Origin of the sequence: Streptomyces sp. WG5 (genome assembly GCF_049974565.1) — a bacterium.
In the GTDB taxonomy this organism is placed as follows: Bacteria; Actinomycetota; Actinomycetes; order Streptomycetales; family Streptomycetaceae; genus Streptomyces.
Window position 1 is genome coordinate 99,884 of record NZ_JBNGGC010000015.1, and the last position, 26,874, is coordinate 126,757.

Sequence of the window (26,874 nt, forward strand, 5' to 3'; positions counted from 1 at the left end):
ACCGGCTCCGGGCGATCGGCCAGCCGATCGCCCACCCGCTGGACAGAACCGAGAGTAAATTGTTTCCGAACGGAACAAAGACGTTTCCGGAAACCCGGCCCGATTCGGGGGCGGGAACGGAGCCGGGACCAGGGCAGGAACGGGGTACGGGGTGAGGGCGTGAAAATCCCGCCCCGGCGCGTACGGGGGAACACGCGCCGGAGCGGGAGCAAGGGGGCCGCTGCCTACTTCAGGTGCAGCTGCTGGCCCGGGTAGATCAGGTCGGCGTCGTCGACGATGTCGTCGTTCCGCTCGAACAGCTTCGCCCAGCCGCCCTCGACGTCGTGCTCCTCGGCGATCGAGCTGAGGGTGTCGCCCTTGACCACCTTGTACTCGCCGTCGCCCTTCTCGACCTTCTTGCCGGTCGGGGTGGTGACGGTCTTCTCGGCGGCCGGACGCTCGGCGGAGCGGGAGGCCTTCTGCTCGGAGGAGCGGTCGGCACCGGAGCCGCTGCCCTGGCTCTGCGCGCTCCCGGAGCTGCCGGAGCTCTCGGAGGAGCCGGAGTTCTGGGAGGAGCCGCTGTCCTGGCTCTCACCGGAGCCGCCGCCGGTGTACGCGGCGCTCGACAGGCCGGTGCCGCAGACCGGCCAGGCGCCCTTGCCCTGGCCCGCGAGCACCTTCTCGGCGATCTCGATCTGCTGCGCCTTGCTGGCCTGGTCCGCGGTCGCGGCGTACTGCGTACCGCCGTAGCCGGCCCAGGTGGAGGCGGAGAACTGCAGACCGCCGTAGTAGCCGTTGCCGGTGTTGATGGACCAGTTGCCGCCGGACTCGCACTGGGCGACGGCGTCCCACTCGGACGCGGTGGCGGCGGAGGCGTTGCCGGCCGCCATCAGCGGGGCGGCGACGGCGGCACCGGTGACGCCGGCGACGGCGATGACACGGGTGGCCTTGGACGGGCGACGGTGCTTGCCCTTGCCGGAAAACAGCATGGTTGATCCCCTCACCGACGCCTGCGAGGTGAGCTGTCGGGTTCGGGCCGGTTGAGTTGCCCGGCCGGGTTCCTCGCGGAACTCGGCTCCACCCCTAGCCGCTCCGGCTCAACTGCCCGGTGCGGCACTTACCTTGGGTCCCCCGCTCCTGCCTTCGGCGCTCGACGCGACGACTGTTCCCGGACGGCCGCTGGCAGGATTCGGCGTTGCGGCAGCCGGGGCCCGCGATGACGGGCGGTCATGACCGTAGTCACGCGCTCCGCGGATTTACAAAGACGATCACGGCTTCTGAGACCTATCTCTCACGAGATCCAAAACGGGCATACAGCCTCTAACCGTGACGCGAACTCCCCCTACTTTTCGCCCGATTCGCCCGTGACCGTGAGCGTCTGACCGGGCAGGATGTGGTCGGGGTCGGCACCGACGACCTCCTTGTTGCCGGCGTAGAGCGAATGCCAGCCGCCGTCCAGGTCGAGGGAGTCGGCGATGCCCCAGAGGCTGTCGCCGGAACGCACGGTGTACGAGCCGTCCACGGCCTGGCGCGCCTCGCCCTCACCGCGCGAGGCGTGACGCCCCGACGACTCGGCCGTACGGCCGTCCACCGCCCCCTCGTCGGCGCTGCCGCCCCGGTGCCGGCCCGCGCCGGACTCCTCCGTGTCGGTGAGGGCCGAAGAGCCTTCACTCTGCCCCGGCCTGTCCGCTTCGCCACCCTCCGGGGAGGTCGTGGGGGAAACGCCGGTGTTCTGCGGTTCACCGCTCTCCGTGGACTCGGATCCGGAGGACGTGTCGGACTTGGTCGAATCGTCCCCGCTGTCCGACGAGGGGTCAGCGGAGGGCGAGGAGGACGAGGAAGGGGAGGAGGGAGAGGAAGGAGACGAAGGGGACGCCTCGGACGTGGGCTCCGCCGGCTCCGTCGAGCCGGACGTGCCCGACGATCCGGTCGAGCCGGACGCCCCGGAGAGACCGGGGAGGCCCGACGGCTCTTCCGAGGCGACCGATCCCTCCGACGAGCCGTCACCCGCCGCGCCCGAACCACCGCCGGCGGACGCCGAGTCGTCGCCCAGGCCCGCGAGCAGACCGCACGTCGGCCAGGCGGCGATGCCCTGGTCCGCGTGTATCTTCTCGGCGACTCTCACCTGCTGGGAGCGACTGGCCTGGTCGGCGCTCGGCGCGTACTCCAGGCCGCCGTACTGCTCCCAGGCGTCCTGGGACAGCTGCAGGCCGCCGTAGTACCCGTTGCCGCTGTTCTGGCTCCAGGCGCCGCCGGTCTCGCACTCGGCGACCCGGTCCCAGCTCGCCCCGTCGGCCGCGTGGGCGCCGGTGGCGCCGAGGAGCGGGATCGCGATGGCGGAGCCGGTCACTCCGGCGGCGACGACCAGGGCGGGAGCCTGGCGGGGGCGGCGGTGACGACCGTTCCCGGAGAGCATGCGACGACCTTTCACGAGACGACGGGGACCGCGCGACGGGTGATGCTCGGGGCGCCACGCTGATTCGTGAACGTATAGGCAGATGATCGCTTGTCACAAGTTCATGCCGCGCAGATCACGTGAAGATCACAGATTTGAGCGCGTGTCACCTTTGCGTCGACGGCGGACCGTCGTCGGCCGACGACGACGCGACCGGCGTGAACGAGACGGGCAAGGTACGCAAACCCCGCATGATGAGTCCGCCGCGCCAGCGCAGTTCGGCCGGGTCGGCGGCGAGGCGCAGGTCCGGGAGGCGGGTGAGGAGCGTGCCGATCGCGGTCTGCCCCTCCAGCCGGGCGAGCGGGGCGCCGAGGCAGTAGTGGATGCCGTGGCCGTACCCGAGGTGCTGGCTGTCCCGGCGGGAGAGGTCCAGGGTGTCCGGGTCCGTGAACCGCTCCGGGTCCCGGTCGGCGGCGGCGAGGACCACGAGGACGGGGTCGCCGGCCGCGATCTCCTGCCCGCCGATGGTCAGCGCCCGGGTGGCGAAGCGCCAGGTGGCCAGCTCCACGGGGCCGTCGTACCGCAGGAGTTCCTCGACACCCGTCTCCAGCAGGGCGCGCTCGCCCGCGGCGAGGGACGTCTGCAGGCGGGCCCGCTGTTCGGGGTGGGTGAGCAGGGCGTGCACTCCGTTGCCCACCAGGTTGACGGTGGTCTCGAAACCGGCGAAGAGCAGGATGAAGGCCATCGCCGCGGCCTCGTTCTCGGTGAGGTGCTCGCCGTGGTCGGAGGCGCGGATGAGCCCGGAGATGAGGTCCTCGCCGGGGCCGGGCTCGGCCGGCAGCGCCGCGCGCTTGCGGTGGATGAGGTCGGCGAGATAGCCCCGCATCTTCTTCACCGACCGGGCGACCCCGCCCCGTGGCCCACCACCGTGGCGGATCATCATGCCCGCCCACTCCCGGAAGTCGTCCTGGTCCTCGCGGGGTACGCCGAGCAGGTCGCAGATGGCGTAGATGGGCAGCGGGAAGGCGAACTCGTGGATCAGGTCGGCGGACCCCGTGCCGGCGAACCGGTCGATGAGGCCGTCGGCGAGCTCCTGCACCCGGGGCGCGAACTCGGCGACCCTGCGGGGCGTGAACGCCTTGCTGACCAGCCGCCGCAGCCGGGTGTGGTCCGGCGGGTCGATGTTCAGCAGATGGGTCATGAGCTCGGCTTTCCGCTCCCCCGGAATGCCGGTCTTGCCCTTGGCGTGCGCGGGCTCGTCGTGGTGCGCCGGGTTCTTGGACAGCCGCGGGTCGGCGAGGGCCTGCTTGGCGTCGGCGTACCGGGTGACCAGCCAGGCCTCCACTCCGCTGGGCAGCCGGGTGCGGTGCACGGGGGCGTGCTCGCGCAGCCAGGCGTAGGCGGGGTAGGGGTTGCCGGCGAACTCCCAGGTGAAGAGCTCGGGGGTGGGGCCGTCGGGCGTGGGACGGCCCGGCGTGGAGTGGCCCGACGTGGGGCGGTCGGGCGTGGGGTGGTCGGGCGTGGGGTGGTCGGGCGTGGGGTGGTCGGGCGTGGGGTGGTCGGTCACCCCTTGACCGTATCCGGGGGGCCGGAGGTCCTCCGGGCGCCGGTGTGCCTTCGGCCGCGGGCCCTGGGGACCCGGCCTCGGTCTCAGTCCCCGGCGGCCTCCGCCGCCCGGATCGCGTCCCGGTACACCCGTGCCGCGGCTCTCAGTGCCGCCTCGGGGTCCGTGCCGCCGGCCTCGGCGCGTGCGGCCAGGGCGAGGAGTTCGTAGCCGATGCCCTCGCCGGAGGGGAGGGGGACCGGGAGGCCCGCGGTGCGGACGCGGGAGGCGAGCTTGGCCGCGAGGGCGAGGCCGGGCTGGCCGAGCGGGACGCCCTCGGTGACCGAGGTGCGCTGCTTCTCGGCCGCCTTGGTGCGCAGCCAGTGCTCCCTGACCTCCTCGGGGGTGGAGGCCGTCTCGTCACCGAAGACGTGCGGGTGGCGGTGGATCAGTTTGGCGACGATGGTGCCGGCCACGTCGTCGATGGAGAACGGGGCGTCGGGGTCGTCCTCGGCGATGCGGGCGTGGAAGACGACCTGGAGGAGTACGTCGCCCAGTTCCTCGCGGAGTTCCTCGCGGTCACCGTCCTCGATCGCCTCGACGAGTTCGTACGCCTCCTCGATGGCGTACTTGGCCAGACCCTTGTGGGTGCGTTCGGACGACCAGGGGCATGCGAGGCGGATGCGGTCCATGACCTGGACGAGGTCGAGCAGGCGCGCACCCGGGAGGTCGTAGGAGGCGGGGAGCAGTTCGAGGTCCGGCATGCGGACGCGGCCCGATCCGGCGAGGCGGGCCAGTCCGTCGGTGAGGGCGGGGTCGCCCTCACCGGTCGCCACGACCACCACCGTGCGACCGCCGGCGCAGGCGGCGACCAGTTCCTCGGCGGTCGGGGCCGCCTCGTCGACCCGTATGCCCGCCTCGCGCAGGTACGGCAGCTGCGGGTGCGTCGCATCGGCGCACAGCACGCGGTCGGCGGTCCGCAGGGCCTGCCAGGCGGGCCAGGAGAGCAGGCCGGGGGCGACGCGATGGCTGGTGGTGAGGAGGACGACGCGGCCCGGGTCGGGGGAGGCGCCGGGGGCGGCGTCGGCGGCGGTTGCGTTCACCCTCAGAACGTAACGCACGCGACCGACGGCCCCATGAGTTGTCCACAGCACCGTCGTCCACAGCACCGGAGAGCACAGCACCGGAGTCCACGGACCGGAGTCCACAGTTTCCACAGCTTGCCCGGTCGGGCGCCCGCAGGACCCGCGCCGTCGGGCAGGCCCGGCCCCGCGAGGCCCGTGCCGTCCGGCAGGGCCGCGGGGCCGCGGGGCCGCGGGGCCGCGGGGCCGTTACGCCGTCTGCCGCGGCTGCGCCGCCGTGATCTCCCGCACCCACGGCACCTCGGTGTCGACGCGGCTGCTCTTCTGGACGTCCCAGGCGCCGTAGCGCGGGTTGAGGTCGACGTCGAGCTTCTTGGACGCCTCGGACAGGGCCTGCCAGAACTCGGGCCGGCTGGTGTCGGTTCCGAGGCTCTCGGCGAGCTTCTGCGCCTCCAGCTGGAGGCGCAGGTTGTCGTCGAGGCGCCCGGGGGCGACGCCGTACTGCTGCAGCCAGGCGGTCTCCAGCTGCTTGGCGCCGCCGGCCTGCGCCTCGAGGCCGCCGCGCATCTGCTGGACGTCCTTGCGTGTGACGGTCACGCCCGCGTCCTGGGCGGCGCGGTGCAGGACCTGGTCGAGGACCATGCTGTGCAGGGTGTCGCGGGCGAGGCCGCCGGTGCGGGCGAGGACCTGCTGGTACTGGGCGTCGTCCGGGACGGCGGCCCGCTGGGCCTCGCGCACCTCGTCGACGCGGTTCTCCAGCTGGGCGACGGTGATCCGCTGGTCGCCGACGACGGCCGCCGCGCCCTGATGCGCGTCGTTGCCGCAGGCGGTGAGCAGGGGCGCTGCGGCGGCGATCGCCGTGGTGAGGAGGAGCGCGGTGCGACGGCGGCGGTGCAAGGAAACCTCCCGTTGGAGATTGCAACAACAGGTACGGCGCGCGGCGCCTCCACCAGGGCGGTGGTCGGGCGACGGGCGGGCGCACAAAGTCTTGCGGTGATCGATGGTAGGCAGTGGCCGGGCTCCGGCCAACCCATTCGACCAACGATTCACGAGGACTTCGGGCACCGCCGCGCCGTCCCCCGGGGGGGGGCGGTCGTCAGCCGCGTACCTGGCCGAGCCACTGGAGCGTGCGCCGGATGTCGGCCGCGAGCGGGTGGCCGGGTCCCTGGACGCGCTCCACGTCGTGCAGCAGCCGGGCCAGCGTCTCGTGGGCGGCGGCGCGGTCGCCGAGGGCGAGGAGCAGGTGGCCGATGCGGCGGCGGACGTCGTGGGCGAGGTCGGGGTCACCGGCCACGTACTGGTTCTCGTAGTACGGCAGCAGCGCCCGGTACTCGGCGAGGGCCGCCGCCGGTTCGCCGAGCTGCTCCAGGCACTGGGCGGCGTCGTGGCGGTGGCGCAGGGACTGCGGGTCGGACTGGCCGGCCTCGGCGGCGCGTTCGTCGGCGAGGCGGCGCAGTTCGGGCAGGGCGCGCCGGTACTGGCCGTCGTCCATGAGGGTGGCCGCGTACTGCTTGCGCAGGGTCCGCACGACCGGGGAGCGCTCGCCGTGTTGTTCGGCGGCGGCGGGCAGGATCGCGCCGAGGATGTCGACGGCCTGGGTGATGCGGCCCTCGCCGAGGAGGCGTTTGACGTCGTCGACGGCGCGGGCGACGTCCGATGTCGCGGCTTCACCGGCGGGCGGCACGGGGGCCGGCCGGGACGCGGGGGTGCGGGCACGGTCCGGCCAGGGGGCGTGCGGGCGTACGAAGGGGCGGGTGGGGTCGAGGGGGCCGCCGGTGGGCATGCCGCGCGCGGGCAGCAGCAGCGCCAGGTGTTCGTAGACCTCCTGGGCGGAGGCGGGCCGGTGCTGCGGGTCCTTGGCGAGCAGGCGCAGGACCAGGGCTTCGAGTGCCTCGGGGACCTCGGGGCGGATGCGGCGCACGGGCAGCGGCGGTTCGTACAGGTGCCGGTGGAGGACACCGAGGGCCGTCGAGCCGGCGAACGGGACATCGCCGCTGAGCAGTTCGTGCATGAGTACGCCGACGGCGTAGAGGTCGGTGTACGGGCCGACCGCGCCGCCCATGGCCTGCTCGGGCGCCATGTAGGCGGGCGAGCCGATGGGGGTGCCGGTGTGGGTGAGGCGGGTGGTGTCGGCGTCCATGACGGAGGCGACGCCGAGGTCGAGGACGGTGATGGTGCCGTCCTGCTTCACCATCACGTTGCGTGGCTTGAGGTCGCGGTGGACGATCGGCACGGCGTGCACCGCGCTGAGGACGGCGCACAACTGGGCCGCGACGGCGACCGCCCACTGCCAGGGGTACGGGTCGTGCTCGGCGAGGTGGTCGGAGAGGTCCGCGCCGTCGACGAACTGCATGACGAGGAACAGCTCCTCGCCCTCGCTGCCCGCGTCGTGCACCGTGACCAGGCCGGGGTGGTCGACCTGTGCGGTCACCCGGCACTCGCGCACGAACCGGCGGCGCAGTTCGTCGGCCTCCTGGCCGGCCACCTTGTCGGGGCGCAGCAGCTTCACCGCCACGCGCCGGTCGAGCCGCCGGTCGTACGCCGTCCAGACCTGGCCCATGCCGCCCTGCCCGATGAGCGTGGACAGCTCGTACCGGTCGCCGACGACACGTCCGGCCGCCATGGTCACCGTCCGCCCTGGCTGTCGCCGTTGCCGTCGTGCTTGCGCAGGTAGTCGCTGAGCTCGTCGAGCTCGGCGCGGACCTGGTCGATGCGGGCCGGGGCGGGGGCGGGGTGCGGGGGCGGCGGGGTGGGGGCGGGGTGCTGGGGCACGGACGTCTGGAACACCTGAGCCTCGGGCATCGGCGCCTGAGGCATCGGCGTATGGGGCATCGGCGCGTGGGGTGCCGGCGCGTGGGGCACCGGCGTATGGGGTGCCTGGAACCCGGGGTGCGCGGGGCGGTTGGCCGGGGGCTGCGGTACGAGCGTGGGCGCGTACGGTCCCGCGGGGTGCGTCTGGCCGTAGGGCGCGGCGGAGGGGTGACGCGGTGGCGCGTAGCCGCTGAACTGCCGCGGTGCGGCGTGCAGGCGTATGTCGACGACGAGGAAGTACGCGCTGGCCGCCGCTCCGATCAGCAGCAGGGCGGCCATGGCGGCGTCCGTGCGGGGGTCGCTCTCCGGCAGCTCACCGACCACGGCGAGGCAGCCGATGGACACCGGCATGCTCAGCCAGGCCACGGCCCAGTCGAGCCCGCGGCCGCGCAGTACGGCGATCCGGAACAGCGGGACGCAGGCGAGCAGACCGCACGTCAGGAAACCGGCGGCGGCGAACAGCACGCGCAGGGTGATGACGGTGGCCGCGCCGCGTGGGGGCGGCGGCCCGGCGGCGCTGTTGCCGTACATGACTGCTCCTGGACGATGGTGCCGACGTGCCGAACGGACGGACGGGCCGTTCAGTGTGGAAGTCCGAGCGTATAGGCCGGGGCCGACAGTGGTCCCTCGTTGTGCCGAACCGTTGCCGTACCGATCACCGCGAGGTCACCGGCCGGGTGCCACCGTGCCGTCCGTGAGCCCGTCGTACAGCCCGCGTACGAGCTGCTCGCCGAGGCGGCCCGCGAGCCGGAGCGCCCGTTCGAACTCGTCGAGGGCACGGAAGCGGGCACCGTAGCGGTGCTGGGCGTCCAGCGGGAGCCGGGGGAGCTGGAGGCGGCGGACGTCGAGGCGGGTGGCGGTGGAGGCGTAGCTGCTGGCCTGCCGGTTGTTGGCGGTGCCGCGCAGGAACCCGGCGAGGAACCAGGGATCGAGCGCGGCGGGGTCGGGACGCAGGAGGACGAGGTTGCGGCCCAGGGCGGCACCGGCGGTGTCGTCGTCGATCACACGCGCGACGGAGCCGCCGCCGAGGACCGGGACGACGACGTCGCCGGGTTCGGTCAGTACGGCCTCCTCCTCGCTCTCGGGGAGCGTGCCGGAGGGGCCGGTGCCGGCGAGCACGTCGTGGTCGGTGAGCACCGGCACGCGCGCGTGGCCGCCGTTTCCGCCGGTGCGCAGGAGCAGAGCGCCGCCGCGGGCGAGTTCACCGACGGTGGTGAGCGGCCAGCGGGGCACGGGCTGCGCGGTGTCGGCGGCCCCCGGCCGGAGGCCTGCGGCCGCGGGGGTGAGATCGGTGGTCAGGCGCAGGGTCTCGCCGAGGCGCTCTCGTACGTCCGCGAGCCGTCCGGCACCGTCGGTGGCCGTGGGGGGCGGCAGGTGGCGGGCGGGGGCCAGGTCGACCTCGTCGTCGAGGAGCTCGATGACGGGCAGGGAGCGGGCCAGGCCGGGCCGGTCGCCGATGCCGCCGTCCCGGTCGAAGTCCCGCCAGGCGTCGAGCACGGCACCCCGCACCGCCCGCCAGTCCGGTCCGCCGCGCCCCTCTCCGGTGAACCGTCCCACGTCGGCGAGGAGCACCTCGGGCTGCGCGGACGCCTTCTCCGGCCTGCGCAGCACCCACAGGTGGAGCGGGATGTTGTACGGCGGGGCCGCGCCGACGGGCAGCGCGACCACGGCTCGCAGCGCGCCCCGGCGCAGCAGACCGGCGCGGACGCGTCGGCCGGAGCGGCGGGAGGCGGCGGCGGGCGGCATGAGGAGGACGGCCGTGCCGCCGTCCCTCAGGCGGGCGAGCGCGTGCTGTACCCAGGCCAGCTCGGACTCGGTGCGGGCCGGGAAGCCGTACTCCCAGCGGGCGTCGTAGGCGAGTTCGTCGTGGCCCCAGTTGCGTTCGTTGAACGGCGGGTGGCAGAGGACGGCGTCGGCGCGCAGCCCGGGGAAGCCGTCCGCGCGCAGGGTGTCGCCGGCGGCGCCGCGCACGGTGGCCCGCGTGTTCAGGGCGAGCCGGAGTGCGGTGAGCGCGGCGAGGTCGGGGGCGCTGTCCTGGGCGTACAGCCGCTGATCGGTCTGCTCGGGGCGGGGGGCGGGGCCGTGGGGCGCGGCGGCGCGCAGGAGGGCGCCGGTGCCGCAGGCGGGGTCGAGGACGGTGCGGGCGGGGCCGGCGAGGTCCGCCATGAGGCGGGCGAGGTCGGCGGGGGTGAGCGTGTACTGGCGGGGGTTGGCGTCGAGGTGCCGGCCGAGCAGGAACTCGAAGGCCTGCCGGGCTCCGAGCTCGGCGGCCAGTTCGGCGGCGCCTCGGAGGAGAGGGGCGGAGACGAGGACGGCGGGGCCTGTGGGGGTCCGGAGGACGGGGGCGGGGGGCGGGGTCGGGGCGGGAGCGGGAACCGGGGCGGGGGCGGGAGCGGGAGCGGGGACGGGGGTGTGAATCGTCGATGAGGTGTTCACAGAGTCCGGTGCCTTCACGGAGCGTTCCGTGTGAACCGGGGTGACCGTGTGGCCCCCGGTGGACGTATTCACGGCACCCGACGCCGACGGCGACGCCACCACCGGCGCCACCACCGGCGCCCCCGCCCCCGCGGGGGAACCGGCGGCAGCGCTCGGCGCGCTCCCACCGCGACCGCCGCGCCCCCCGCGCGCCACCCCGAAGCGCGGCGCCAGTACCCCGTCCAGCGCCTCGGGCAGCATCGCGGCGAGCCGTTCGTCGGAGCCGGCGCTCAGCTCCAGCCAGAGCGTGGGGCGGTCGTGGATCAGCAGCAGGACGCAGCCGGCGTGCGTGAGCGCGGTGCCCGGGCCTTCGGGATGGCCGACGAGCTGCTGCCAGACCCGTTCCCGCAAAGGGACCTCGGCGAGTTTGCCGTGCTCGCGCAGCCAGCCCTCCACCTCGGCGAGGGCGAAGGAGGGGCTGGTCTCGGTGCCCCCGACCGGCTTGGGGAAGTCGGCGTGCCGACGGCGCCAGTTGCTGACGGCCGCGCGGCCGACGCCGGCGAGCCGCGCGATTCCGGCGGCGGTCACTTCTGTCGCGTTGTCCTGCACCCGCACGGCCCCCTCGTCGATGGTGTGACGCCGAGCATACCGACACAGGCGTTCACATCGATACACGCACGTGTACACACATGGCACTGTGAACCTGGTTGACTCAGTTCACAAGCTCTGGTCTCATTGACACCGCGAACGAGCAACCGCCGAGAGGTGGCGGTTGCCGCATGGGGAGGGAACAGAGTCATGGGCATGAAGACCAAGGTCGCGCTGGGTGCTGTCGTGGGCCTCGTCGTCATCGGCGCGGTGTCGGCGAACTCCGGTGACGGGAGCGGCGGCGGCACGAGTGACAACCGGACCTCCGCGAGCTCGGGCGAGAAGTCCGGTGGCTCCGCGTCGGACGGCACGGGGGGCACGGACGGCGCGTCCGACGCGAAGCCCGCCGAGGACAAGGCCGTCGAGAAGGCGTCCCAGGCCGAGCAGTTCAAGGCGTTCGTGCAGAAGAACGGGACGGCGGCGGAGAAGGACGCCGTCTCCCACGTCACCAAGGTGCAGGGCGCCGACGAGCAGAACGATATCCTCGACGCCGCAGACGTCTACACCGACTTCACCGGCGGCATCATGGGCGAGGCCACCGGTCCCGCCAAACTTATCGCCTCCGCATTCGCCGACTGGAAGCAGAGCGAGAACGGCCTCGTCACGATCTACGATGCCGACGGCGAGCTGCTCGGCAACGGCAACTTCTGACGCCGCCGCCCCGTCCGCGAGCGCTCACGGCACTCGCACGTCACCGCACTCGCACGTCACGGCTCACGCCTCCCGGCGGGCACGCACACGCCACCGCTCGCGGCGCACGGTGCACCACGCACCGCTCACGGCCGAGCTCAGCTCGGCCAGGGTCACCGCACCACCGCACCACCGCTGGAAAGCCTGGCCTGGTGCGCCACGTACATCGGCACGCTGCCGGCCTCAGAGCGCGTGCCGCATCCACACGTTGGGCTCGACGTACACCGCGTACCCGCGCTCCGGTTCGCAGCGCACCGGCACCAGGGCGCCGGGGACCTCGATGTCCCCGGCGGTGTCGAAGGGCAGTCCCGTCCACTGCCGCCACTCGTCCAGCGAGCCGGAGACGGTCATGGAGGCCGGGGCCACCGAGTCGAGGGTGGCGCCGGCACGGGCGTGCACCCGCAGCCAGGGGTCGTGAGGCAGGCCGTCGGGGCGCAGCCGGCGGGCGTACTCCTCGATGGGGGCGTGCGGTTCGAGGTGCTTGGCGCTGGGGCGGACGGGGGCGACGACCTCGCGGAAACCGCGGGCGCGGGCGTTGTCGCGCATCGCGGCGAGCATCCGGCCGGACAGGCCGAGCCCCTGGGCCCGGGGTGCGACGGTGACGGAGATGGCGCTGACGGTGTCGGGACGCACACCGCGTCGCAGGTCTCCGAAGGCCCAGACGAGCACCTCGCCCCAACCCCGCGCGGGCAGCGTGCCGCGCCCCTCCCTGTGGAGGGCGAACGGCACGCTGTGGCCGTGCGCGACGACCTCACCGTCCTCGTCCTCGGCGAACTGCACGTACTCCGGCAGTTCGGCGGCGATGCGCGGATAGTGGGCGTTGCCCGAGAGGTCCTCGACCGCGAACGCGGGCCAGCTGTCGGCCATCTCCCGGATCCGGTCCGCCATCTCCGGGCGCTCGGCGAGGCTCGATATCTTGCATTCCATGGGGCCACGGTAGGCAGGAAGCCGACGGCCGGACAGCGGTTTTGCGACCGCCCCGCCCCGCCCCGCCGAACAGCAGGTCGCCGGACCGGCCGTGCGCGGGGCTGCTCCTGCTCCTCTCCGGCGGTGGTGCGGCGTGCCGGGCGGGGCGCTCCTCAGCCGCCGCACTGCCGCAGCATCGCCTGCCGGTCCGGTGCGGTGACCGCCAGTTCGTACTTGACGGCGACCTGGGCGAAGCGGACGGCGTACGCGCACCGGATCTGCTTGTCCGGCGGCAGCCAGGAGGCCGGTCCGGAGTCGCTTTTGGCGGAGTTGGCGCGGCCCTGGACGGGGAGCAGGTTGAGCGGGTCGTTCGCCAGTTGTTCGCGCTTGCTCTGCGGCCACCGCGAGGAGCCCATCTGCCAGCTGTACGACAGCGGCACGACGTGGTCGATCTGGACCTCGCTCGCCTGCTGCTTGCGCCACTCGATGGTCGTGCCGGTGTACGGATCGTCCAGCGTCATGGCGACGACCACACAGTCGGATCCGGAGCGGAAGCGCAGCTTCTGGCCGTCGCGTCTCAGCAGGTCGTTCCGCGTGTCACAGCCGTTCCGGGCGAGCGGCACGCCGTCGGCCGAGTCCATCCAGGCGTAGCCGAACTCGTCACGGTCGTACCCGGTCCTGGGGCCGCGCCCCTTGGTCTTCAGTCCGTCGATGAGATCCCGGGCCTTCGACTCGTCGGTATCGCCCTCGACCGGGGCGAGGCCGGGTTCGGTGCCGTCCGGGTTGTTCATCGGGCTGACGGCCCGTCCCGCCGCCTGCCCCTCGGCCTGTCCCTCGGCTCCGTCGGCCGAGGACGAGGTCCCGTCGTGCTGTCCCTCGCATCCGGTGACCAGGGCCAGAGCGAGGGCCGCACCCGCGGCCCACCCGGTACGGATCCTGCTGCGCCGCCTCATGCGTGTCCTCCCCTTGCTGTTCGCCGTACCACCGTAGCGACGGAGAGGTCCAGACCATAGTGGGCTTTATTGGGCATGCAGGACATACGTGCCGTACCGTCGGAAGTGAGTCACGCCTCGGAAGGAGCTCTGCATGGGCATCCTCGACAAGATGAAGCACATGGCCGGCAAGGACAAGGACAGGTCAAGAAAGGTGTCCGACGCCGCCGAACGCCAGGTCAACCAGAGGACCGGCGGCAAGTACCAGAAGCAGGTCGACGCCGCACAGCAGCGGGCCGAGGGCAAGCTCGGCTTCGGGCGCGGGCGGGGCGGCCACCGGCCGGAACGGTAGTAGGGCGCGACAGCGCGCCCACACCTCGAACACATCGGAAGCCGTCCACGGGCTTGGCCCCGTGGACGGCTTCCATGCTCTCGGCGTACGTGTGCGGCTACGACCCCAGGATCGAGGTCAGGAACTCCCCCACCCAGCCGAGCAGTTCCCGCCCGACCAGCGGCTTGCCGCCCACCTTCGCGGTCTTCGGGCGCGGCACGAGGATCTGGTGGGCGCCCGCCTTGATGACGCTTCCGGGGTAGAGCCGCTTGAGCCTCAGTTCCTGGGACTCGCGCAACTCCACGGGCGCGAAGCGGATGTTGTTGCCTTGGAGCACGATCTCGCCGACGGCGCACGCCCGCGCGAGCATCCGCAGGCCCGCAACCAGCAGCAGGTTCTCCACCGGTTCCGGCAACTTGCCGTAGCGGTCGACGAGTTCCTCGCGTACGGCCTTGACGTCCTCCTCGCTGTTGGCGGAGGCGATGGACCGGTACGCCTGGAGCCGCAGCCGCTCGCCCGGCGCGTAGTCGTGCGGGACGTGCGCGTCGACGGGCAGCTCGATCTTGACCTCGAGCGGCGGCTCCTCCTCGACGCCGCCCTCCAGGGAGGCCCGGTAGTCGGCGACCGCCTCGCCGACCATCCGCACGTACAGGTCGAAGCCGACGCCCGCGATGTGGCCGGACTGCTCGCCGCCGAGCAGGTTGCCCGCGCCGCGGATCTCCAGGTCCTTCATCGCCACGTACATGCCCGCGCCCATCTCGGTGTGCTGGGCGATGGTGGCGAGCCGCTCGTGCGCCGTCTCCGTCAGCGGCTTCTCCGGCGGGTAGAGGAAGTACGCGTAGCCGCGCTCCCGGCCCCGGCCGACGCGGCCGCGCAGCTGGTGGAGCTGGCTGAGGCCGAAGTTGTCGCCCCGCTCGACGATGAGGGTGTTGGCGTTGGAGATGTCGATGCCGGACTCGACGATGGTCGTGGAGACCAGCACGTCGAACTTCTTCTCCCAGAAGTCGACGACGACCTGCTCCAGGGCCTGCTCCGACATCTGGCCGTGGGCGGTGGCGATGCGCGCCTCGGGGACGATCTCGCGGAGCTTGGCCGCCGCGCGGTCGATGGACTCGACCCGGTTGTGGATGTAGAAGACCTGGCCCTCGCGCAGCAGCTCGCGGCGGATCGCGGCGCCGATCTGCTTGTGCTCGTAGGGGCCGACGAAGGTCAGCACCGGGTGGCGCTCCTCCGGCGGGGTGGTGATCGTGGACATCTCGCGGATGCCGGTGACCGCCATCTCCAGGGTGCGCGGGATGGGGGTGGCGGACATGGTCAGGACGTCGACGTTGGCGCGGAGCTTCTTCAGCTGCTCCTTGTGCTCGACGCCGAAGCGCTGCTCCTCGTCGACGATGACCAGGCCGAGGTCCTTGAACTTCGTCTCGGAGGAGAACAGGCGGTGGGTGCCGATGACGATGTCCACCGAGCCCTCGCGCAGGCCCTCCAGCGTCGCCTTCGACTCGGTGTCGGTCTGGAAGCGGGACAGCGCCTTCACGTTCACCGGGAACTGGGCGTACCGCTCGCCGAACGTCCCGAAGTGCTGCTGCACCAGCAGGGTCGTCGGCACGAGCACGGCCACCTGCTTGCCGTCCTGGACGGCCTTGAAGGCGGCGCGGACCGCGATCTCGGTCTTGCCGTAGCCGACGTCGCCGCAGATCAGGCGGTCCATGGGGACGGTCTTCTCCATGTCCTCCTTGACCTCGGCGATGGTGGTGAGCTGGTCCGGGGTCTCCGCGTACGGGAAGGCGTCCTCCAGCTCGCGCTGCCAGGGGGTGTCCGCGCCGAACGCGTGACCGGGCGCCGCCATCCGCGCGCTGTACAGCTTGATCAGGTCGGCGGCGATCTCCTTGACCGCCTTCTTCGCGCGGGCCTTGGTCTTGGTCCAGTCGGCGCCGCCCAGGCGGTGCAGCGTGGGGGCCTCGCCGCCGACGTACTTGGTGATCTGCTCCAGCTGGTCGGTGGGGATGTAGAGGCGGTCGCCGGGCTGGCCGCGCTTGGCGGGGGCGTACTCCACGACCAGGTACTCGCGGGTGGCGCCCTGCACGGTGCGCTGGACCATCTCGATGTAGCGGCCGACGCCGTGCTGCTCGTGGACGATGTAGTCACCCGCCTCCAGGGTGAGCGGGTCGATGGTCTTGCGGCGCCGGGCGGGCATCCGGGCGCCCTCGCGGCCGGCGGCCTTCTGCCCGGTCAGGTCGGTCTCGGTGAGCACGGCGAGCTTGAGGGCCTGGTCGACGAAGCCGTGGTCGATCGAACCGCAGGAGACGTGCACGACGGAGGGGCTGAGGGTGCCGAGGTCGTTGTCCAGGCGGGCCGCGATGCCCTCGCCGCCGAGGACCTCGACGGTGCGCGCGGCCGGGCCGTGGCCCTCGGTGACGTAGACGGCGCGCCAGCCGTCGGCGAGCCAGCCCTTGGTGTCGGCCAGCGCCTTGGCGGTGTCGCCGCGGTAGCTGTCCGGGGCGTGCATGCCGAGCTTGAGCGTGTCGGCGTCGTCCAGCGCGTCGTCGGCGGCGAACGGCGACACCGACCACCACATCATGTCCAGCTCGCGGGCCCGCTCCCGGACGTCCGCGATGGACCACAGGGAGGCCGCGTCCACGTCGATCGGCGCGTCGCCGCCGCCCGCGGTGGCCGCCCAGGACGCCTGGAGGAACTCCTGGCTGGTCGCCACGAGGTCGGCGGCCCGCGTGCGCACCCGCTCCGGGTCGCAGACCAGGGCCATCGAGCCCTTGGGCAGCACGTCCAGCAGCAGTTCCATGTCGTCGACGAGGACGGGGGCCAGGGACTCCATGCCCTCCACCGCGATGCCCTCGGCGATCTTGCCGAGCAGTTCGCCCAGCTCGGGATGGTCCTCGGCGAGGACCCGGGCCCGCTCCCGTACGTCCTCGGTGAGCAGCAGCTCACGGCAGGGCGGGGCCCACACGCCGTGCTCGGCGACCTCCAGGGAGCGCTGGTCGGCGACCTTGAAGTAGCGGATCTCCTCGACGTCGTCGCCCCAGAACTCGACGCGGAGGGGGTGCTCCTCGGTGGGCGGGAAGACGTCCAGGATGCCGCCGCGCACCGCGAACTCGCCGCGCTTCTCCACCAGCTCCACCCGCGCGTACGCGGCGGCCGCCAGGGCCTCGACGACCTCGTTCAGGTCGGCGCTCTGCCCGGTGCGCAGCGCCACCGGCTCCAGGCCGCCGAGGCCCTTGACCTGGGGCTGGAGCACGGAGCGTACGGGTGCGACGACGACGGAGACCGGGCCGGTCTCGGGGTCGTCGGGGCGGGGGTGGGCCAGCCGCCGCAGGACGGCGAGGCGGCGGCCGACGGTGTCGCTGCGGGGGCTGAGCCGTTCGTGCGGAAGGGTCTCCCAGGAGGGGTACTCCACGACGCCCTCCGGGGGCAGCAGGGAGCGCAGAGCGGCGGCCAGGTCCTCCGCCTCACGTCCCGTCGCGGTCACCGCCAGCACGGGGCGGCCGGTCTCGCGGGCCAGCGCGGCGACCGAGAAGACGCGGGCGGCGGGCGGGCCGACCAGGTCGACGTGCATGCGGTTGCCGTCTGCGGCCGCCGTGATCGCTTCCGCGAGGGCGGTGTCCTTGACGACGGCGTCGAGCAGACCGTGCAGACTCATTGAGGGGGCGCTTCCGTCCTGGGGTGCCGGGGTGGACAACACGAGTAGCCCGACGCGGTGAGGGCCGGGGGTGTCCAGCGTACGACGCTGCGCTCGTCGGCGTCGGGGCTGTGGATGACGTCCGTTGCCAGGTTGACCGGCATGGCGGGGTCCCCACCAGGGGCTCCGCCCCCTGGCTCCCGTCCTTTGTCCCCTGGCCCGTGGTTCCTGGTTCCCTGCCTCCCCACGTCCCCTCGTCCCCACGTGCCCACGCCCCCACGTCCCCTCGGCCCCTCGGCCCCTCGGCCCCTGGCCCCTGTCTCCCCTGTCCCCTGGCCTGCGCACGCCCCTGCCCGAAGAGGTCACCGCCCGACAACCGGCCGGCCGGGGGGCAGCCCGTCGAAGGACGCTTGAGGCAGCGACGAGCCCGGTGCCGGACGTCCTCCAGGACGTTCCGGCACCGGGCGCTCCCCCACGACCCCCGTGCGTGGTGGCCGTCGGCCGCTACTCCGTTACTCCGTCGCGATGGCGTTCAGGACGTTCATGCGGCCCGCACGGAACGCCGGTACCAGGGCGGCGAACAGGCCCACGAAGGCCGAGCCGATGAAGACGCCGATGATCGTCGGCCAGGGGATGTCGAGGACGTTCAGTCCCTCCAGCGCGAGCAGCTTCTGTGCCGTGGCGCCCCAGCCCATGCCCAGTCCCAGGCCCAGCAGGGCACCGAAGAGGGCGATGACGACGGACTCCATCCGGATCATCCGGCGCAGCTGGCGGCGGGAGAGGCCGATCGCCCGCATCAGGCCGATCTCGCGGGTCCGCTCGACCACCGACAGGGCCAGTGTGTTCACCACACCGAGGACCGCGACGATGATCGCCAGGGCGAGCAGGCCGTAGACCATGTTCAGCAGCTGGCCGACCTGGTCCTTCAGCTCCTCCTTGTAGTCGGTCTGGTCGGCCACCCGGTACTGCGGGTAGGCGTCCAGGGACTTCTTCAGCGCCGCGTAGGCCTGGTCCGCCTGGCCCTCCTCGGCCTTGGCCAACATCATCGTGTTCGGCGGGATGTTCTCGGCCGGCAGGTACTTCCGCATCGTCTCGATGCTGATGTACCGCGCGCCCTGGTCGATGGCGACGTCGTCGCTCGTGATCGCGGCGACCTTCAGCTTCGCGGTCTCGCCGCCCTTGAAGGCGACGGAGATCGTGTCGCCGACGTGCACACCGTGCTTCTCGGCGTAGTCCGAGCCGACCGACATGGCGTCGGTGCCGTAGGCGGCGGAGAGCTCGCCCTCCGTCGTCGTGCGGCGCACGTCCTCGGCGTAGGTCGGGTCGGCGGCCGTGACCCCGTCGTCGTCGGTCTTGCCGTCGGGCGAGGTCAGCGTGGCGTCGAGCATCTTGTAGCGGGTGACGTACTCCAGGCCGGGCGTGTCCTGCATCGCCTTCTCGGCCTGCGGCACGATCCGCTGGTTGCCCTGGACGATGAAGTCCGTGCCGACCGTCTTGTCCAGCTCGCTCGTGGCCGAGGCGACCATGGAGGAGCCGACGACGGAGAGGCAGGCCACCAGCGCGAGACCGATCATCAGGGCGGCACCCGTGGCACCGGTGCGGCGCGGGTTGCGCAGGGCGTTGCGCTCGGCCAGCCGTCCCACCGGACCGAAGGCCCGCAGCAGCACCGCGCTGATCACTCGCACCACGAAGCCGGCCAGCAGCGGTCCGACGACGACGAAGCCGATGAGGGTCAGCACGATGCCCGCGCCGAGCATCAGCGAACCGTCGCTCGCCTTGTCGGCGGAGGCGGCCGTGAGCAGGGCGGCGACGCCGGCGCCGGTGAGCACCGCGCCGATCAGACCGCGTATCCAGCCGGCCTTGCCGTCGGCCGGCGTACCGGCGTCGCGCAGGGCGGCCATCGGGGAGATCTTTCCGGCGCGACGGGCCGGGAGGTAGGCGGCCAGGACGGTGACCACGACGCCGAGGACCAGGCCCACCACAGGGGTCGCCGTCTTGATGGTCAGGTCGTCGGTGGACAGGTTCATGCCCGCGGCCGACATCAGCTTCATCAGGCCGACGGCGATCCCGACGCCGGCCGCGACGCCGAGGACGGAACCGACGATGCCGAGGAGCAGCGCCTCGACCAGCACCGAGCGGTTGACCTGCCGGCGGGAGGAGCCGATGGCCCGCATCAGGCCGATCTCGCGGGTGCGCTGGGCGACCAGCATGGAGAAGGTGTTGATGATCAGGAAGATGCCGACCAGGAACGCGATCCCGGCGAAGCCGAGCATGGCGTACTTGATGACGTCCATGAACTCGCCGATGTCCGCGCGGCCTTCGTCGGACGTCTCCTTGGCCGTCTGGACCTTGTAGGAGCCGCCGTCCAGGGCCTTGGAGACGTTCCGCTTGAGCTGTGCGTCGGTGACGCCGGACGCCGCGGTGACGTTGAACTGGCTGAAGCGGCCCTCGCCGCCGAGGAGTTGACGCTGGGCGGTGGGAGTGTCGAAGTAGACGACCGCGGCACCGGGGTTGGTGACGGTGAAGGAGGCGATGCCGACGATCTTCGCCTTGAAGTCGCCGGTCTGCGCGATGGTGCGCAGCTCGTCGCCGATCTTCAGGTCGTGCTTGTCGGCGGTGTCGGAGTCGACCATCGTCTCGGTCGGGCCGCGCGGCGCGTGCCCCGAGGTGATCTCCATGGACCGCAGGTCGTTCTTGGTCCAGTTCCCGGCGAAGGTCGGGGCGCCGCTGGCGGCACCCACGTTGTCGTTGTCGGCGTCGACGACGGTCACGTTCATCGAGACGACCGCGCCCTCGACCGATGCCACGCCGTCGGCCGAGCGGATCTGCTCCAGCGTGGACGCCGGCAGCGACTCGGGCACCCCGTTCTGCGGCGTGTCCTCGGCCTCGGCGTCCTTCGGGGCGACCGTCACGTCCGACGAGGTGACCGCGAAGAGCTTGTCGAAGGTGGTGTTCATGGTGTCCGTGAACACCAGGGTGCCGCACACGAACGCGACCGACAGCAGCACCGCCACCGCCGAGAGCGCCATACGGCCCTTGTGCGCGAGGAAGTTGCGCATCGAGGTCTTGACAACGGTCATGACGTGCGCCCCCGGGCGTCGAAGTCCTTCATGCGGTCGAGGACGGCGTCCGCGGTCGGCTTGTGCATCTCGTCGACGATCCGGCCGTCGGCGAGGTACAGCACCCGGTCCGCGTAGCTGGCGGCCACCGGGTCGTGGGTGACCATCACGATGGTCTGGCCCAGCTCGGTCACCGACCGGCGCAGGAAGCCCAGGACCTCGGCGCCGGCGCGCGAGTCGAGGTTTCCGGTCGGCTCGTCACCGAAGATGATCTCGGGCCGGGCGGCCAGCGCCCGCGCCACCGCGACCCGCTGCTGCTGACCGCCGGAGAGCTGGGTCGGCCGGTGCTTGAGCCGCCCGGCGAGCCCCACGGTCTCCACCACGCGGTCCAGCCACGCCCGGTCGTACTTGCGCCCGGCGATGTCCATGGGCAGCGTGATGTTCTCGATCGCGTTCAGCGTCGGGAGCAGGTTGAACGCCTGGAAGATGAACCCGATCCGGTCGCGGCGCAGTTGCGTGAGCTTCTTGTCCTTCAGACCGGTTATCTCGGTGTCGTCGAGGTAGATCTGCCCGCCGGTGACGGTGTCCAGGCCGGCCAGGCAGTGCATCAGCGTGGACTTGCCGGACCCCGACGGCCCCATGATCGCGGTGAATTGGCCACGGGCTATGTCCACGTCCACGTGGTCGAGGGCGACCACCCGGGTCTCACCCGATCCGTAAGCCTTCACAACCTGCCGCGCCCGCGCGGCAACGGCCGTACGCCCTCCGGTGCTCCCGTGCGTGGGAATACTCACGGCCGATGTCATGTCAAGTCTCCTATGTCGGTCATCAGGTGAGCCGCCGGTGCCGGCGGCGGGCGCTGAGCGGTACTCGTGAACGCGGTGCTGCGACCCGCCCCGGTGTACGCGCCACCGTGCGTGTGCCGTGCTGCTACATCGATGATTCTGGCCGGACCGGAGAGCGACCGCCCTGGTGTTCAGCGCACTCTTTCCCTGGGGAAAACCCCACCCCCACGGGTCCGGTTCGCCGCCCCCCGGCGACGTAGGACCAGGTTAAGGACGCCCCCGGGGCCATCTCGTCCTCCGACGGTACGAGCCGCCCCCAGGCCGTAGTACGGAGGTACCCCTAGGGGCAGTACACCCTTCGACGGAACCCGCCTCAGGGTCGCCCTCCTCCCCGAGGCGCATCGAGCATCCACCCTCCCCCGACGTCAGGGTCAAGCCCTGAGGCCCAATACGTCGGGGTCAGCACGCAGGGGCCGAGACACCGGGGCCAGCACGTCCCGGTCAGGACGCGGGACCAAGATCCGCCCCGGGGCTTCGCCTGCGGACGGCCGGGCACGCCGCCGAGGCCGGCCGACGCAAGGCGCAGGCCGGCCGCGGCACCACGAGACCATGGCGGGCTGGCCCCTGACGGGGCGTACGCCGGCGCGGGTGCCGGGCCGGTACGCCAGGACGGGTGACAGGCCGGTACGCCAGGACGGGTGACAGGCCGGTACGCCAGGACGGGTGACAGGCCGGTACGCCGGCGCGGGTGGCGGCGCCGGGAAGGCGGCCCGAGGCGTCACTCCACCGCCCCGCCCGTCAGCGAACGGAGATTGCTGCGTACGGAGGCCACATGGGCCTGGAGTTCGTCCCAGCGCGCCCCGTGCTCACGCAGCACCCGCTCCGTCTCGCGGGCGATCCGTTCCTGACGCACCCGGGCCTCGGCGACCACCTCGGCCGCCCGGGCCCGGGCTTCCTCCTGCCACCTCCCGGCCGCCTCCCCGGCGTCGGCCAGGGCCTGCCGAGCCTCGTACAGATCCTGCTCGGCGCGCGCCAACAGCTCCGCGTGATACGCGTCCAGGGCGCGCGCCCGCTCGTCCTCCGCCCGTTCTTCGCCGGCCCACCTCTCCGCGTGCTCCCTGCTCTGCTCGGCCAGCATCCCGGTGGTGCGCCTCCGCATCTCGCGCAGCACGCACAGCGCCTCTCCGCGCCCCGCCCGCACCTCGCGCCGCGCCGCGATCCGCGTCTCATCGGCCTCCGCACGCGCCGCGAGCAGTCGCCGCCGGGCCCGTTCGTCGGCCTCGGCACGTACGGCTTCGGCGTGCGCCTGAGCTGCCGCACGCACACCGGCCGCATGCGCCCGCGCATCCGCCACCAGGCGTTCCGCCGCGCTCCGCGCCCTCTCCCGCACCGCCTCGGCCTCCTCCTGACCGAGCTGGAAGAGGTGCCTCGCGCGCTCCCCGAGCGCCTCGTAGCTCTGCGACTCCAGCTGGGCGACGACCTCCAGGAGGTCCTCCAGCTCCTCCTCCATCTCCCGGGCCAGCACGGTGAGCCGGGCGGCACGCTCCCAGGCCGCGTCACGCTCCTCGAAGAGCGCCGCGGCACAAGCCTCCACCTGCTCGGGACGGTAGCCGCGCTCGCGCCCGCGTACGGTCACGAAGCCGTGGGGAGACGCCGATGCGCCGCTCATGCTCAACACCCCTGTGATGCATTGCCGCACTTAATGGACTCAACCGACTTTATGGATCGGAAGTAAAGCCTCATAATGCGACACACCACACGGAAACGGGCGGGGCCCGGTCGCCTCACAGGTCGACCGGGCCCCGCCCGCCGGATACGTCAACGGCGCCGCCGCGTCACAGCAGCCCGTCCCACATCTGCTCGAGCAGCACCGACCACCAGCTCTCCGGCGACCCGAGCGCCGCCGGGTCCAGCGCGGCCAGCTGAGCCTGGAAGTCCACCGTCCAGCGGCCTGCCTGCTCCTGGTTCAGACCGAACCTGAGCCGCCACATCCGGCCCAGCAGCGCCAGGGAACGCGCGAACTCCGGCAGCCCCGTGTTCACGAACTGCGGAGGCACCGGCGTACCGCCCGGCCCCGCCTCCACCGGCACCGCCACGATGGCCGCCGTGCCGTACTGCACACAGATCGCCCGGCCGAAGTCACTGCCCACGACCAGGTACGAACCCGCGTCGGACGCCGGCTGCACCCCGCGCTCCGCCGCCAGTTCCGCCAGCGTCGGCACCGGACGCCCCGGCTGGGCCTGCGCCCAGAAGAACGGGCCCATGTCCATCGGCAGACCCGCCGCCACCAGCGTGTGCGCCACGATCGGCGGCACCCCCTGCCGGGACACCGCGGCCTGCTCGAACCGGAAGACACCCGGCCCGAACGCACCGCCCAGCTCCTGCCCGATGGCCTCCGGCGGGACCGGCGGAACCGGCTGCACCTGAGGCAGCGGCGCACGCACGGGCGCCGGACGTGCCGGCCCGTCGGCCACCTGGTGCAGCTCGCCCTGGTGCGCCAGCAACTGCCGCATGCCCTGCTGCCGGCTCGCGTGGTCCGTGCCGTACGGCGCGATGGACGTGATCCGCGCCTGCGGCCACTGCTCCCTGATCATCCGCGCACAGTAGGCACCCGGCAGTTCGCACGACTCCAGTTCCGTGTGCAGCTCCAGCACCTGGTCCGGCGGCACGTTCATGCCCCGCAGCTCGTGGAAGATCTGCCACTCGGGGTGCGGCGTACCCGGCGCCGAACGACGGATCAGCTGCTGCTCGGAACCGTCCTGGGCGCGGTAGCGCAGCACGGCCTGGTAGCCGGGGCCGACGGTCGGCGGACCGGCTGGCTGCTGCTGTTGCTGTTGCTGCGGATAGCCGTACGCCGGTGGCGCACCGGGCACCGGCCCGCCGGGCGGCGGCACGGCACCGGGCGGCACGGGCTGTCCGACGCCCGGGACACCGGGAGCCCCGGGAGCCCCGGGAACACCAGGAGCACCCGGCGGAGGCGGGGGCGCAGCGGGCCCGCCCACCGGAGGCCCGGCCAGCACGGTCTGCGCATGATGCACGGCACCGCCCGCACCGCCCGAGGGCCCCCGCGAGCCGGGCCCACCGGGAACGCCCGGGGCACCGGGAGGGGCAGGCGGAGGCGGCGTACCCGGGCCACCGGACGCGCCCGGGACACCGGGCGCTCCGGGAGGAGCGGGAGGAGCGGGCGGCTGAGGCCCACCGCCGCCCGTCCGGCCCGGGTCGGCCAGCATCGTGGCGGCATGGTGCATCCCACCGGGAGGCATCCCCCCGGGAGGCGTACCACCGGCGGGCGTCCCCCCAGGTGCGCTCGGCGGGGGCGGCGTACCCGGACCACCGGGAGCGCCCTGACCGGCCGGAGGCTGCGGTGCGCCCGGCGAAGGCGGCGGGGTCGGAGCACCGCCCGGACCCTCGGGCCCGAGCGACGACACCAGCTGCGTCGGCACGTAACCACCCGCCGGTGCGGCCGGCGCCGACGGGGGAGGCGTACTCCCCGGCCGCACACCCGGCACACCCGGGGCCCCCGGCGGAGGCGGCGTGGTCGCACCACCGCCACGGCGCGGCGGAGGCGTCGCCTTGCGGGTCGCGGCGTCGGCGATGTCCCCGGCCGGCGGCGCGAGCGGCTGGGCCGGCGTGGCGGACGCACCCGGATCGGCGGGCCGCTGCGGAGCGGGCGGCACCGGCGGCGTCCCCGCGGACGCGGCCGGCGCGTTCGGGGCGTCGATCGCCGGCGCGAGCGCCGTCGGCGGAAGCCCACTGCCGCCCGACATCAGCGCCGTCTTCGCGTCCGGCGCCGCCGCGGGCGGCGGCGCGTCGTCGTCGGCACCGCTCAGCGGCGGCGCGAACACGGTCTGGGGCAGCGGTACGGAACGGTCCTCACCGGCGTCCGCGTTGGTGTCCGTCCCCGCCCAGGGCGTCGCCCCGGCAGGCACACCCGGCGCACCGGACGCATCCGTCCCGGGCCCACCGGCACCACTCGCCCCGGCAGCCGGCCACGCCGCACCGCTCCCCGGCGCGTCCACCGAAGCCGCCGATGCCGCAGGGGCCGGGGGGACCGCAGGGGCCGGAGGGGCTGCAGGAGTTGACGGCACCCCGCCCTGCGTCTCAGGAAGCGCGCCACCCCCGGCCCCGGCCCCGGCCCCGGCACCAGCGCCAGCACCAGCACCAGCACCAGCACCAGCACCAGCACCAGCACCAGCACCAGCAGTGTCACCGACACCCCCGCCGCCGTGCTCCCCCCGCCGACGGTCCGGAATGCCCAGCTTGTCCGCCGCCTCCTGCAACCACTCCGGCGGAGTCAGCAAGAACGACGTCTGATTCAGATCCACCCGCGCCGCGGGCGCCGCCACCGGCTCCGCCGCCTCCTCGGGGCGGCCGTACTCCTCCTCGTACCGGCGGATCACCTCACCCACCGGCAGCCCCGGCCACAGCGTCGCCTCACCGCTGTCCCGCGCGATCACCAGCCGGTGCGCGCCCCCGTCCGAACGCGGCCCGTCCGCACGGTCCTCGGCCCAGACCACGAACCCGAGCTCGAACTCCCGCACCCGCACCTCACGGTGCTGGTACGCGGGCAGCTCGCCGTTGACCCACTCCTCCGCGCGCTCCTGCGCCTGCGCGAACGTCACCATCGCCAGCTCACTCCCCTACCGACGCCGACGCCACGGGCACCGCACGCGCGAACCCACCGTCCACCATCAGGTTCGCCACCGTCTCCAACTCCGGCGGGGACCCCGCCAGCCGCGACAGGAACGCGTCGAAATCCTCACCGCAGGGCAGCAGCAACCGCTCCACCCGTTCCGCCGGCGGCACCGAGGGGTCCACGTCCCGCACGTCGTCGTAGGCGCAGAACCACACCGAACCGATCCGCTCCCCCTTCACCTTCACCGCGAGCAGACCGCCCTGCACGAACGCGACGCCCAGATAGTCCTTGGTCAGGTGATCCCGCAGGCACTTGTTGACATAGACCAGGTCGTTGACCGCCGCCTCCTCACGCACCGTGAAGAACGGCTGGTCGACCAGCAGCCCCAGCTCCGCGTCCAGCGCCGTACCCACCGGCGCACAGCCGCCCGCCGCCTTCAGGAAGGACCGGTACGCACCCGGCAGCCGGTACCCGAGGTCCTCCTCGACCTCCTGCACCTGCTGCTCCGACACCGCGACACCCGACTTCGGCAGACCGAAGTGCGCCGGACGCGTCTCCTGCAACGGCCGTGTCCCCCGCTTGCCCTGGTCCACCGCGGCCGTCGCCAGCCCACCGTGATGCCGCAGCAGCGCCTTGACCTCGACCGGGACGAGCTCCATCCGCCGTGACCCGGCCACGTGGTGCCACGTCCAGCCGTGCGGCGTCGCCACCGCGGGCACCGTGTCCCACAGCTCGTGTCCCGACGCCGACAACGCCGCGTTCGCCGACACGTAGTCCGTCAGCCGCAGCTCGTCGACCCCGAAGCCCTCCGGCGGGTCCGCGATCTCCGCGACCGCACGGGCGTACGGCGAGAAGACGGGATAGCCACCCTCGTCCACCCGTACCCCTCGCGGGTGACGCGCCGCCCGCACCGGATCCGGAAAATGCACGACCTGCCCGGCATAGGCCGCGTTCGGCGGCGCGGCGTGTCCCCCGGCCTGGCGGCCGGGAGGTGCCCCCAGCCCGAGCCGACCTGTCGTCATGGCGGTTGC

The 26,874-nt window shown here is 73.0% G+C and carries 18 protein-coding genes and 1 riboswitch; of the genes, 2 read left to right on the forward strand and 16 right to left on the reverse strand.

The genetic code is table 11. From position 1 onward, the window contains the following. Positions 1–224: 224 nt before the first annotated feature. From ACP4IX_RS17985 to ACP4IX_RS18020, 8 genes are all read right to left on the reverse strand, one after another. The gene (locus tag ACP4IX_RS17985; RefSeq protein WP_426556081.1) at positions 225–968 is read right to left on the reverse strand and encodes a transglycosylase family protein; all 744 of its coding nucleotides are present in this window, start codon (positions 966–968) and stop codon (positions 225–227) included. A gap of 3 nt (positions 969–971) precedes the next feature. After that, positions 972–1,138: riboswitch (cyclic di-AMP (ydaO/yuaA leader) on the reverse strand. A gap of 183 nt (positions 1,139–1,321) precedes the next feature. Beyond that, positions 1,322–2,395 carry a transglycosylase family protein gene (locus ACP4IX_RS17990; RefSeq protein WP_426556082.1) on the reverse strand — a complete coding sequence of 358 codons (1,074 nt, stop codon included), beginning with the start codon at positions 2,393–2,395 and terminating at the stop codon, positions 1,322–1,324. Between the two features lie 145 nt (positions 2,396–2,540). After that, positions 2,541–3,941 carry a cytochrome P450 family protein gene (locus ACP4IX_RS17995; RefSeq protein WP_426556083.1) on the reverse strand — a complete coding sequence of 467 codons (1,401 nt, stop codon included), beginning with the start codon at positions 3,939–3,941 and terminating at the stop codon, positions 2,541–2,543. Between the two features lie 83 nt (positions 3,942–4,024). After that, positions 4,025–5,020, reverse strand: a complete 996-nt coding sequence (locus ACP4IX_RS18000) for a nucleoside triphosphate pyrophosphohydrolase (RefSeq protein WP_426521271.1) — start codon at positions 5,018–5,020, stop codon at positions 4,025–4,027. Positions 5,021–5,248: 228 nt separating this feature from the next. Further along, the gene (locus ACP4IX_RS18005) at positions 5,249–5,896 is read right to left on the reverse strand and encodes a SurA N-terminal domain-containing protein (protein ID WP_426521269.1); all 648 of its coding nucleotides are present in this window, start codon (positions 5,894–5,896) and stop codon (positions 5,249–5,251) included. Between the two features lie 199 nt (positions 5,897–6,095). After that, positions 6,096–7,628, reverse strand: coding sequence for a serine/threonine protein kinase PkaE (gene pkaE, locus ACP4IX_RS18010; RefSeq protein WP_426521267.1), 1,533 nt, complete (start codon positions 7,626–7,628; stop codon positions 6,096–6,098). After that, on the reverse strand, positions 7,625–8,341 hold the full coding sequence (locus ACP4IX_RS18015) for a hypothetical protein (protein ID WP_426556084.1): 717 nt from the start codon (positions 8,339–8,341) through the stop codon (positions 7,625–7,627). The genes pkaE and ACP4IX_RS18015 overlap by 4 nt, the downstream gene beginning before the upstream one ends. 135 nt (positions 8,342–8,476) lie before the next feature. Further along, the gene (locus ACP4IX_RS18020; RefSeq protein WP_426556120.1) at positions 8,477–10,834 is read right to left on the reverse strand and encodes an N-6 DNA methylase; all 2,358 of its coding nucleotides are present in this window, start codon (positions 10,832–10,834) and stop codon (positions 8,477–8,479) included. A gap of 189 nt (positions 10,835–11,023) precedes the next feature. Between ACP4IX_RS18020 and ACP4IX_RS18025 the strand changes: the two genes are divergently transcribed. Beyond that, a complete protein-coding gene (locus ACP4IX_RS18025) occupies positions 11,024–11,524 on the forward strand; it encodes a hypothetical protein (protein WP_426521263.1) in 501 nt (166 codons plus the stop codon). A 222-nt stretch (positions 11,525–11,746) separates the two neighbouring features. Here ACP4IX_RS18025 and ACP4IX_RS18030 read toward each other — a convergent pair whose 3' ends face one another. Continuing rightward, positions 11,747–12,490, reverse strand: a complete 744-nt coding sequence (locus ACP4IX_RS18030; RefSeq protein WP_426521261.1) for an N-acetyltransferase — start codon at positions 12,488–12,490, stop codon at positions 11,747–11,749. A 152-nt stretch (positions 12,491–12,642) separates the two neighbouring features. Beyond that, positions 12,643–13,422, reverse strand: a complete 780-nt coding sequence (locus ACP4IX_RS18035) for an HNH endonuclease family protein (RefSeq protein WP_426521259.1) — start codon at positions 13,420–13,422, stop codon at positions 12,643–12,645. 133 nt (positions 13,423–13,555) lie between these two features. On the opposite strand from ACP4IX_RS18035, the gene ACP4IX_RS18040 reads away from it, so the two are divergent. Beyond that, a complete protein-coding gene (locus ACP4IX_RS18040; RefSeq protein WP_426521257.1) occupies positions 13,556–13,753 on the forward strand; it encodes an antitoxin in 198 nt (65 codons plus the stop codon). A 97-nt stretch (positions 13,754–13,850) separates the two neighbouring features. On the opposite strand, the gene mfd is transcribed toward ACP4IX_RS18040, so the two are convergent. The 6 genes from mfd to ACP4IX_RS18070 form a co-directional block, all read right to left on the reverse strand. Next, complete coding sequence (gene mfd / locus ACP4IX_RS18045) at positions 13,851–17,384, reverse strand: transcription-repair coupling factor (protein ID WP_426556085.1); 3,534 nt, start codon at positions 17,382–17,384, stop codon at positions 13,851–13,853. 491 nt (positions 17,385–17,875) lie between these two features. Next, positions 17,876–20,443, reverse strand: a complete 2,568-nt coding sequence (locus tag ACP4IX_RS18050; RefSeq protein ID WP_426556086.1) for an ABC transporter permease — start codon at positions 20,441–20,443, stop codon at positions 17,876–17,878. Next, positions 20,440–21,228, reverse strand: a complete 789-nt coding sequence (locus ACP4IX_RS18055; protein ID WP_426521251.1) for an ABC transporter ATP-binding protein — start codon at positions 21,226–21,228, stop codon at positions 20,440–20,442. Before ACP4IX_RS18055 ends, ACP4IX_RS18050 begins: the two co-directional genes overlap by 4 nt. A 757-nt stretch (positions 21,229–21,985) precedes the next feature. Then, positions 21,986–22,876: a cellulose-binding protein gene (locus tag ACP4IX_RS18060; RefSeq protein ID WP_426521249.1), complete on the reverse strand. Its 891-nt coding sequence runs from the start codon at positions 22,874–22,876 to the stop codon at positions 21,986–21,988. A 166-nt stretch (positions 22,877–23,042) separates the two neighbouring features. After that, complete coding sequence (locus ACP4IX_RS18065; protein ID WP_426556087.1) at positions 23,043–25,832, reverse strand: SUKH-4 family immunity protein; 2,790 nt, start codon at positions 25,830–25,832, stop codon at positions 23,043–23,045. Between the two features lie 7 nt (positions 25,833–25,839). Continuing rightward, positions 25,840–26,865 carry an SMI1/KNR4 family protein gene (locus ACP4IX_RS18070; protein ID WP_426521245.1) on the reverse strand — a complete coding sequence of 342 codons (1,026 nt, stop codon included), beginning with the start codon at positions 26,863–26,865 and terminating at the stop codon, positions 25,840–25,842. Positions 26,866–26,874 lie beyond the last annotated feature (9 nt).

Bases quoted from the DNA above. Each gene is read 5' to 3' on its own strand.
- ACP4IX_RS18040 (WP_426521257.1), top strand. From the start codon at position 13,556: ATGGGCATCCTCGACAAGATGAAGCACATGGCCGGCAAGGACAAGGAC.
- ACP4IX_RS18030 (WP_426521261.1), bottom strand. From the start codon at position 12,490: ATGGAATGCAAGATATCGAGCCTCGCCGAGCGCCCGGAGATGGCGGAC.
- ACP4IX_RS18065 (WP_426556087.1), bottom strand. From the start codon at position 25,832: ATGGTGACGTTCGCGCAGGCGCAGGAGCGCGCGGAGGAGTGGGTCAAC.
- ACP4IX_RS18025 (WP_426521263.1), top strand. From the start codon at position 11,024: ATGGGCATGAAGACCAAGGTCGCGCTGGGTGCTGTCGTGGGCCTCGTC.
- ACP4IX_RS18050 (WP_426556086.1), bottom strand. From the start codon at position 20,443: ATGACCGTTGTCAAGACCTCGATGCGCAACTTCCTCGCGCACAAGGGC.
- mfd (WP_426556085.1), bottom strand. From the start codon at position 17,384: ATGAGTCTGCACGGTCTGCTCGACGCCGTCGTCAAGGACACCGCCCTC.
- ACP4IX_RS17990 (WP_426556082.1), bottom strand. From the start codon at position 2,395: ATGCTCTCCGGGAACGGTCGTCACCGCCGCCCCCGCCAGGCTCCCGCC.
- ACP4IX_RS18055 (WP_426521251.1), bottom strand. From the start codon at position 21,228: ATGACATCGGCCGTGAGTATTCCCACGCACGGGAGCACCGGAGGGCGT.
- ACP4IX_RS18070 (WP_426521245.1), bottom strand. From the start codon at position 26,865: ATGACGACAGGTCGGCTCGGGCTGGGGGCACCTCCCGGCCGCCAGGCC.
- ACP4IX_RS17985 (WP_426556081.1), bottom strand. From the start codon at position 968: ATGCTGTTTTCCGGCAAGGGCAAGCACCGTCGCCCGTCCAAGGCCACC.
- ACP4IX_RS18035 (WP_426521259.1), bottom strand. From the start codon at position 13,422: ATGAGGCGGCGCAGCAGGATCCGTACCGGGTGGGCCGCGGGTGCGGCC.
- ACP4IX_RS18060 (WP_426521249.1), bottom strand. From the start codon at position 22,876: ATGAGCGGCGCATCGGCGTCTCCCCACGGCTTCGTGACCGTACGCGGG.
- ACP4IX_RS18015 (WP_426556084.1), bottom strand. From the start codon at position 8,341: ATGTACGGCAACAGCGCCGCCGGGCCGCCGCCCCCACGCGGCGCGGCC.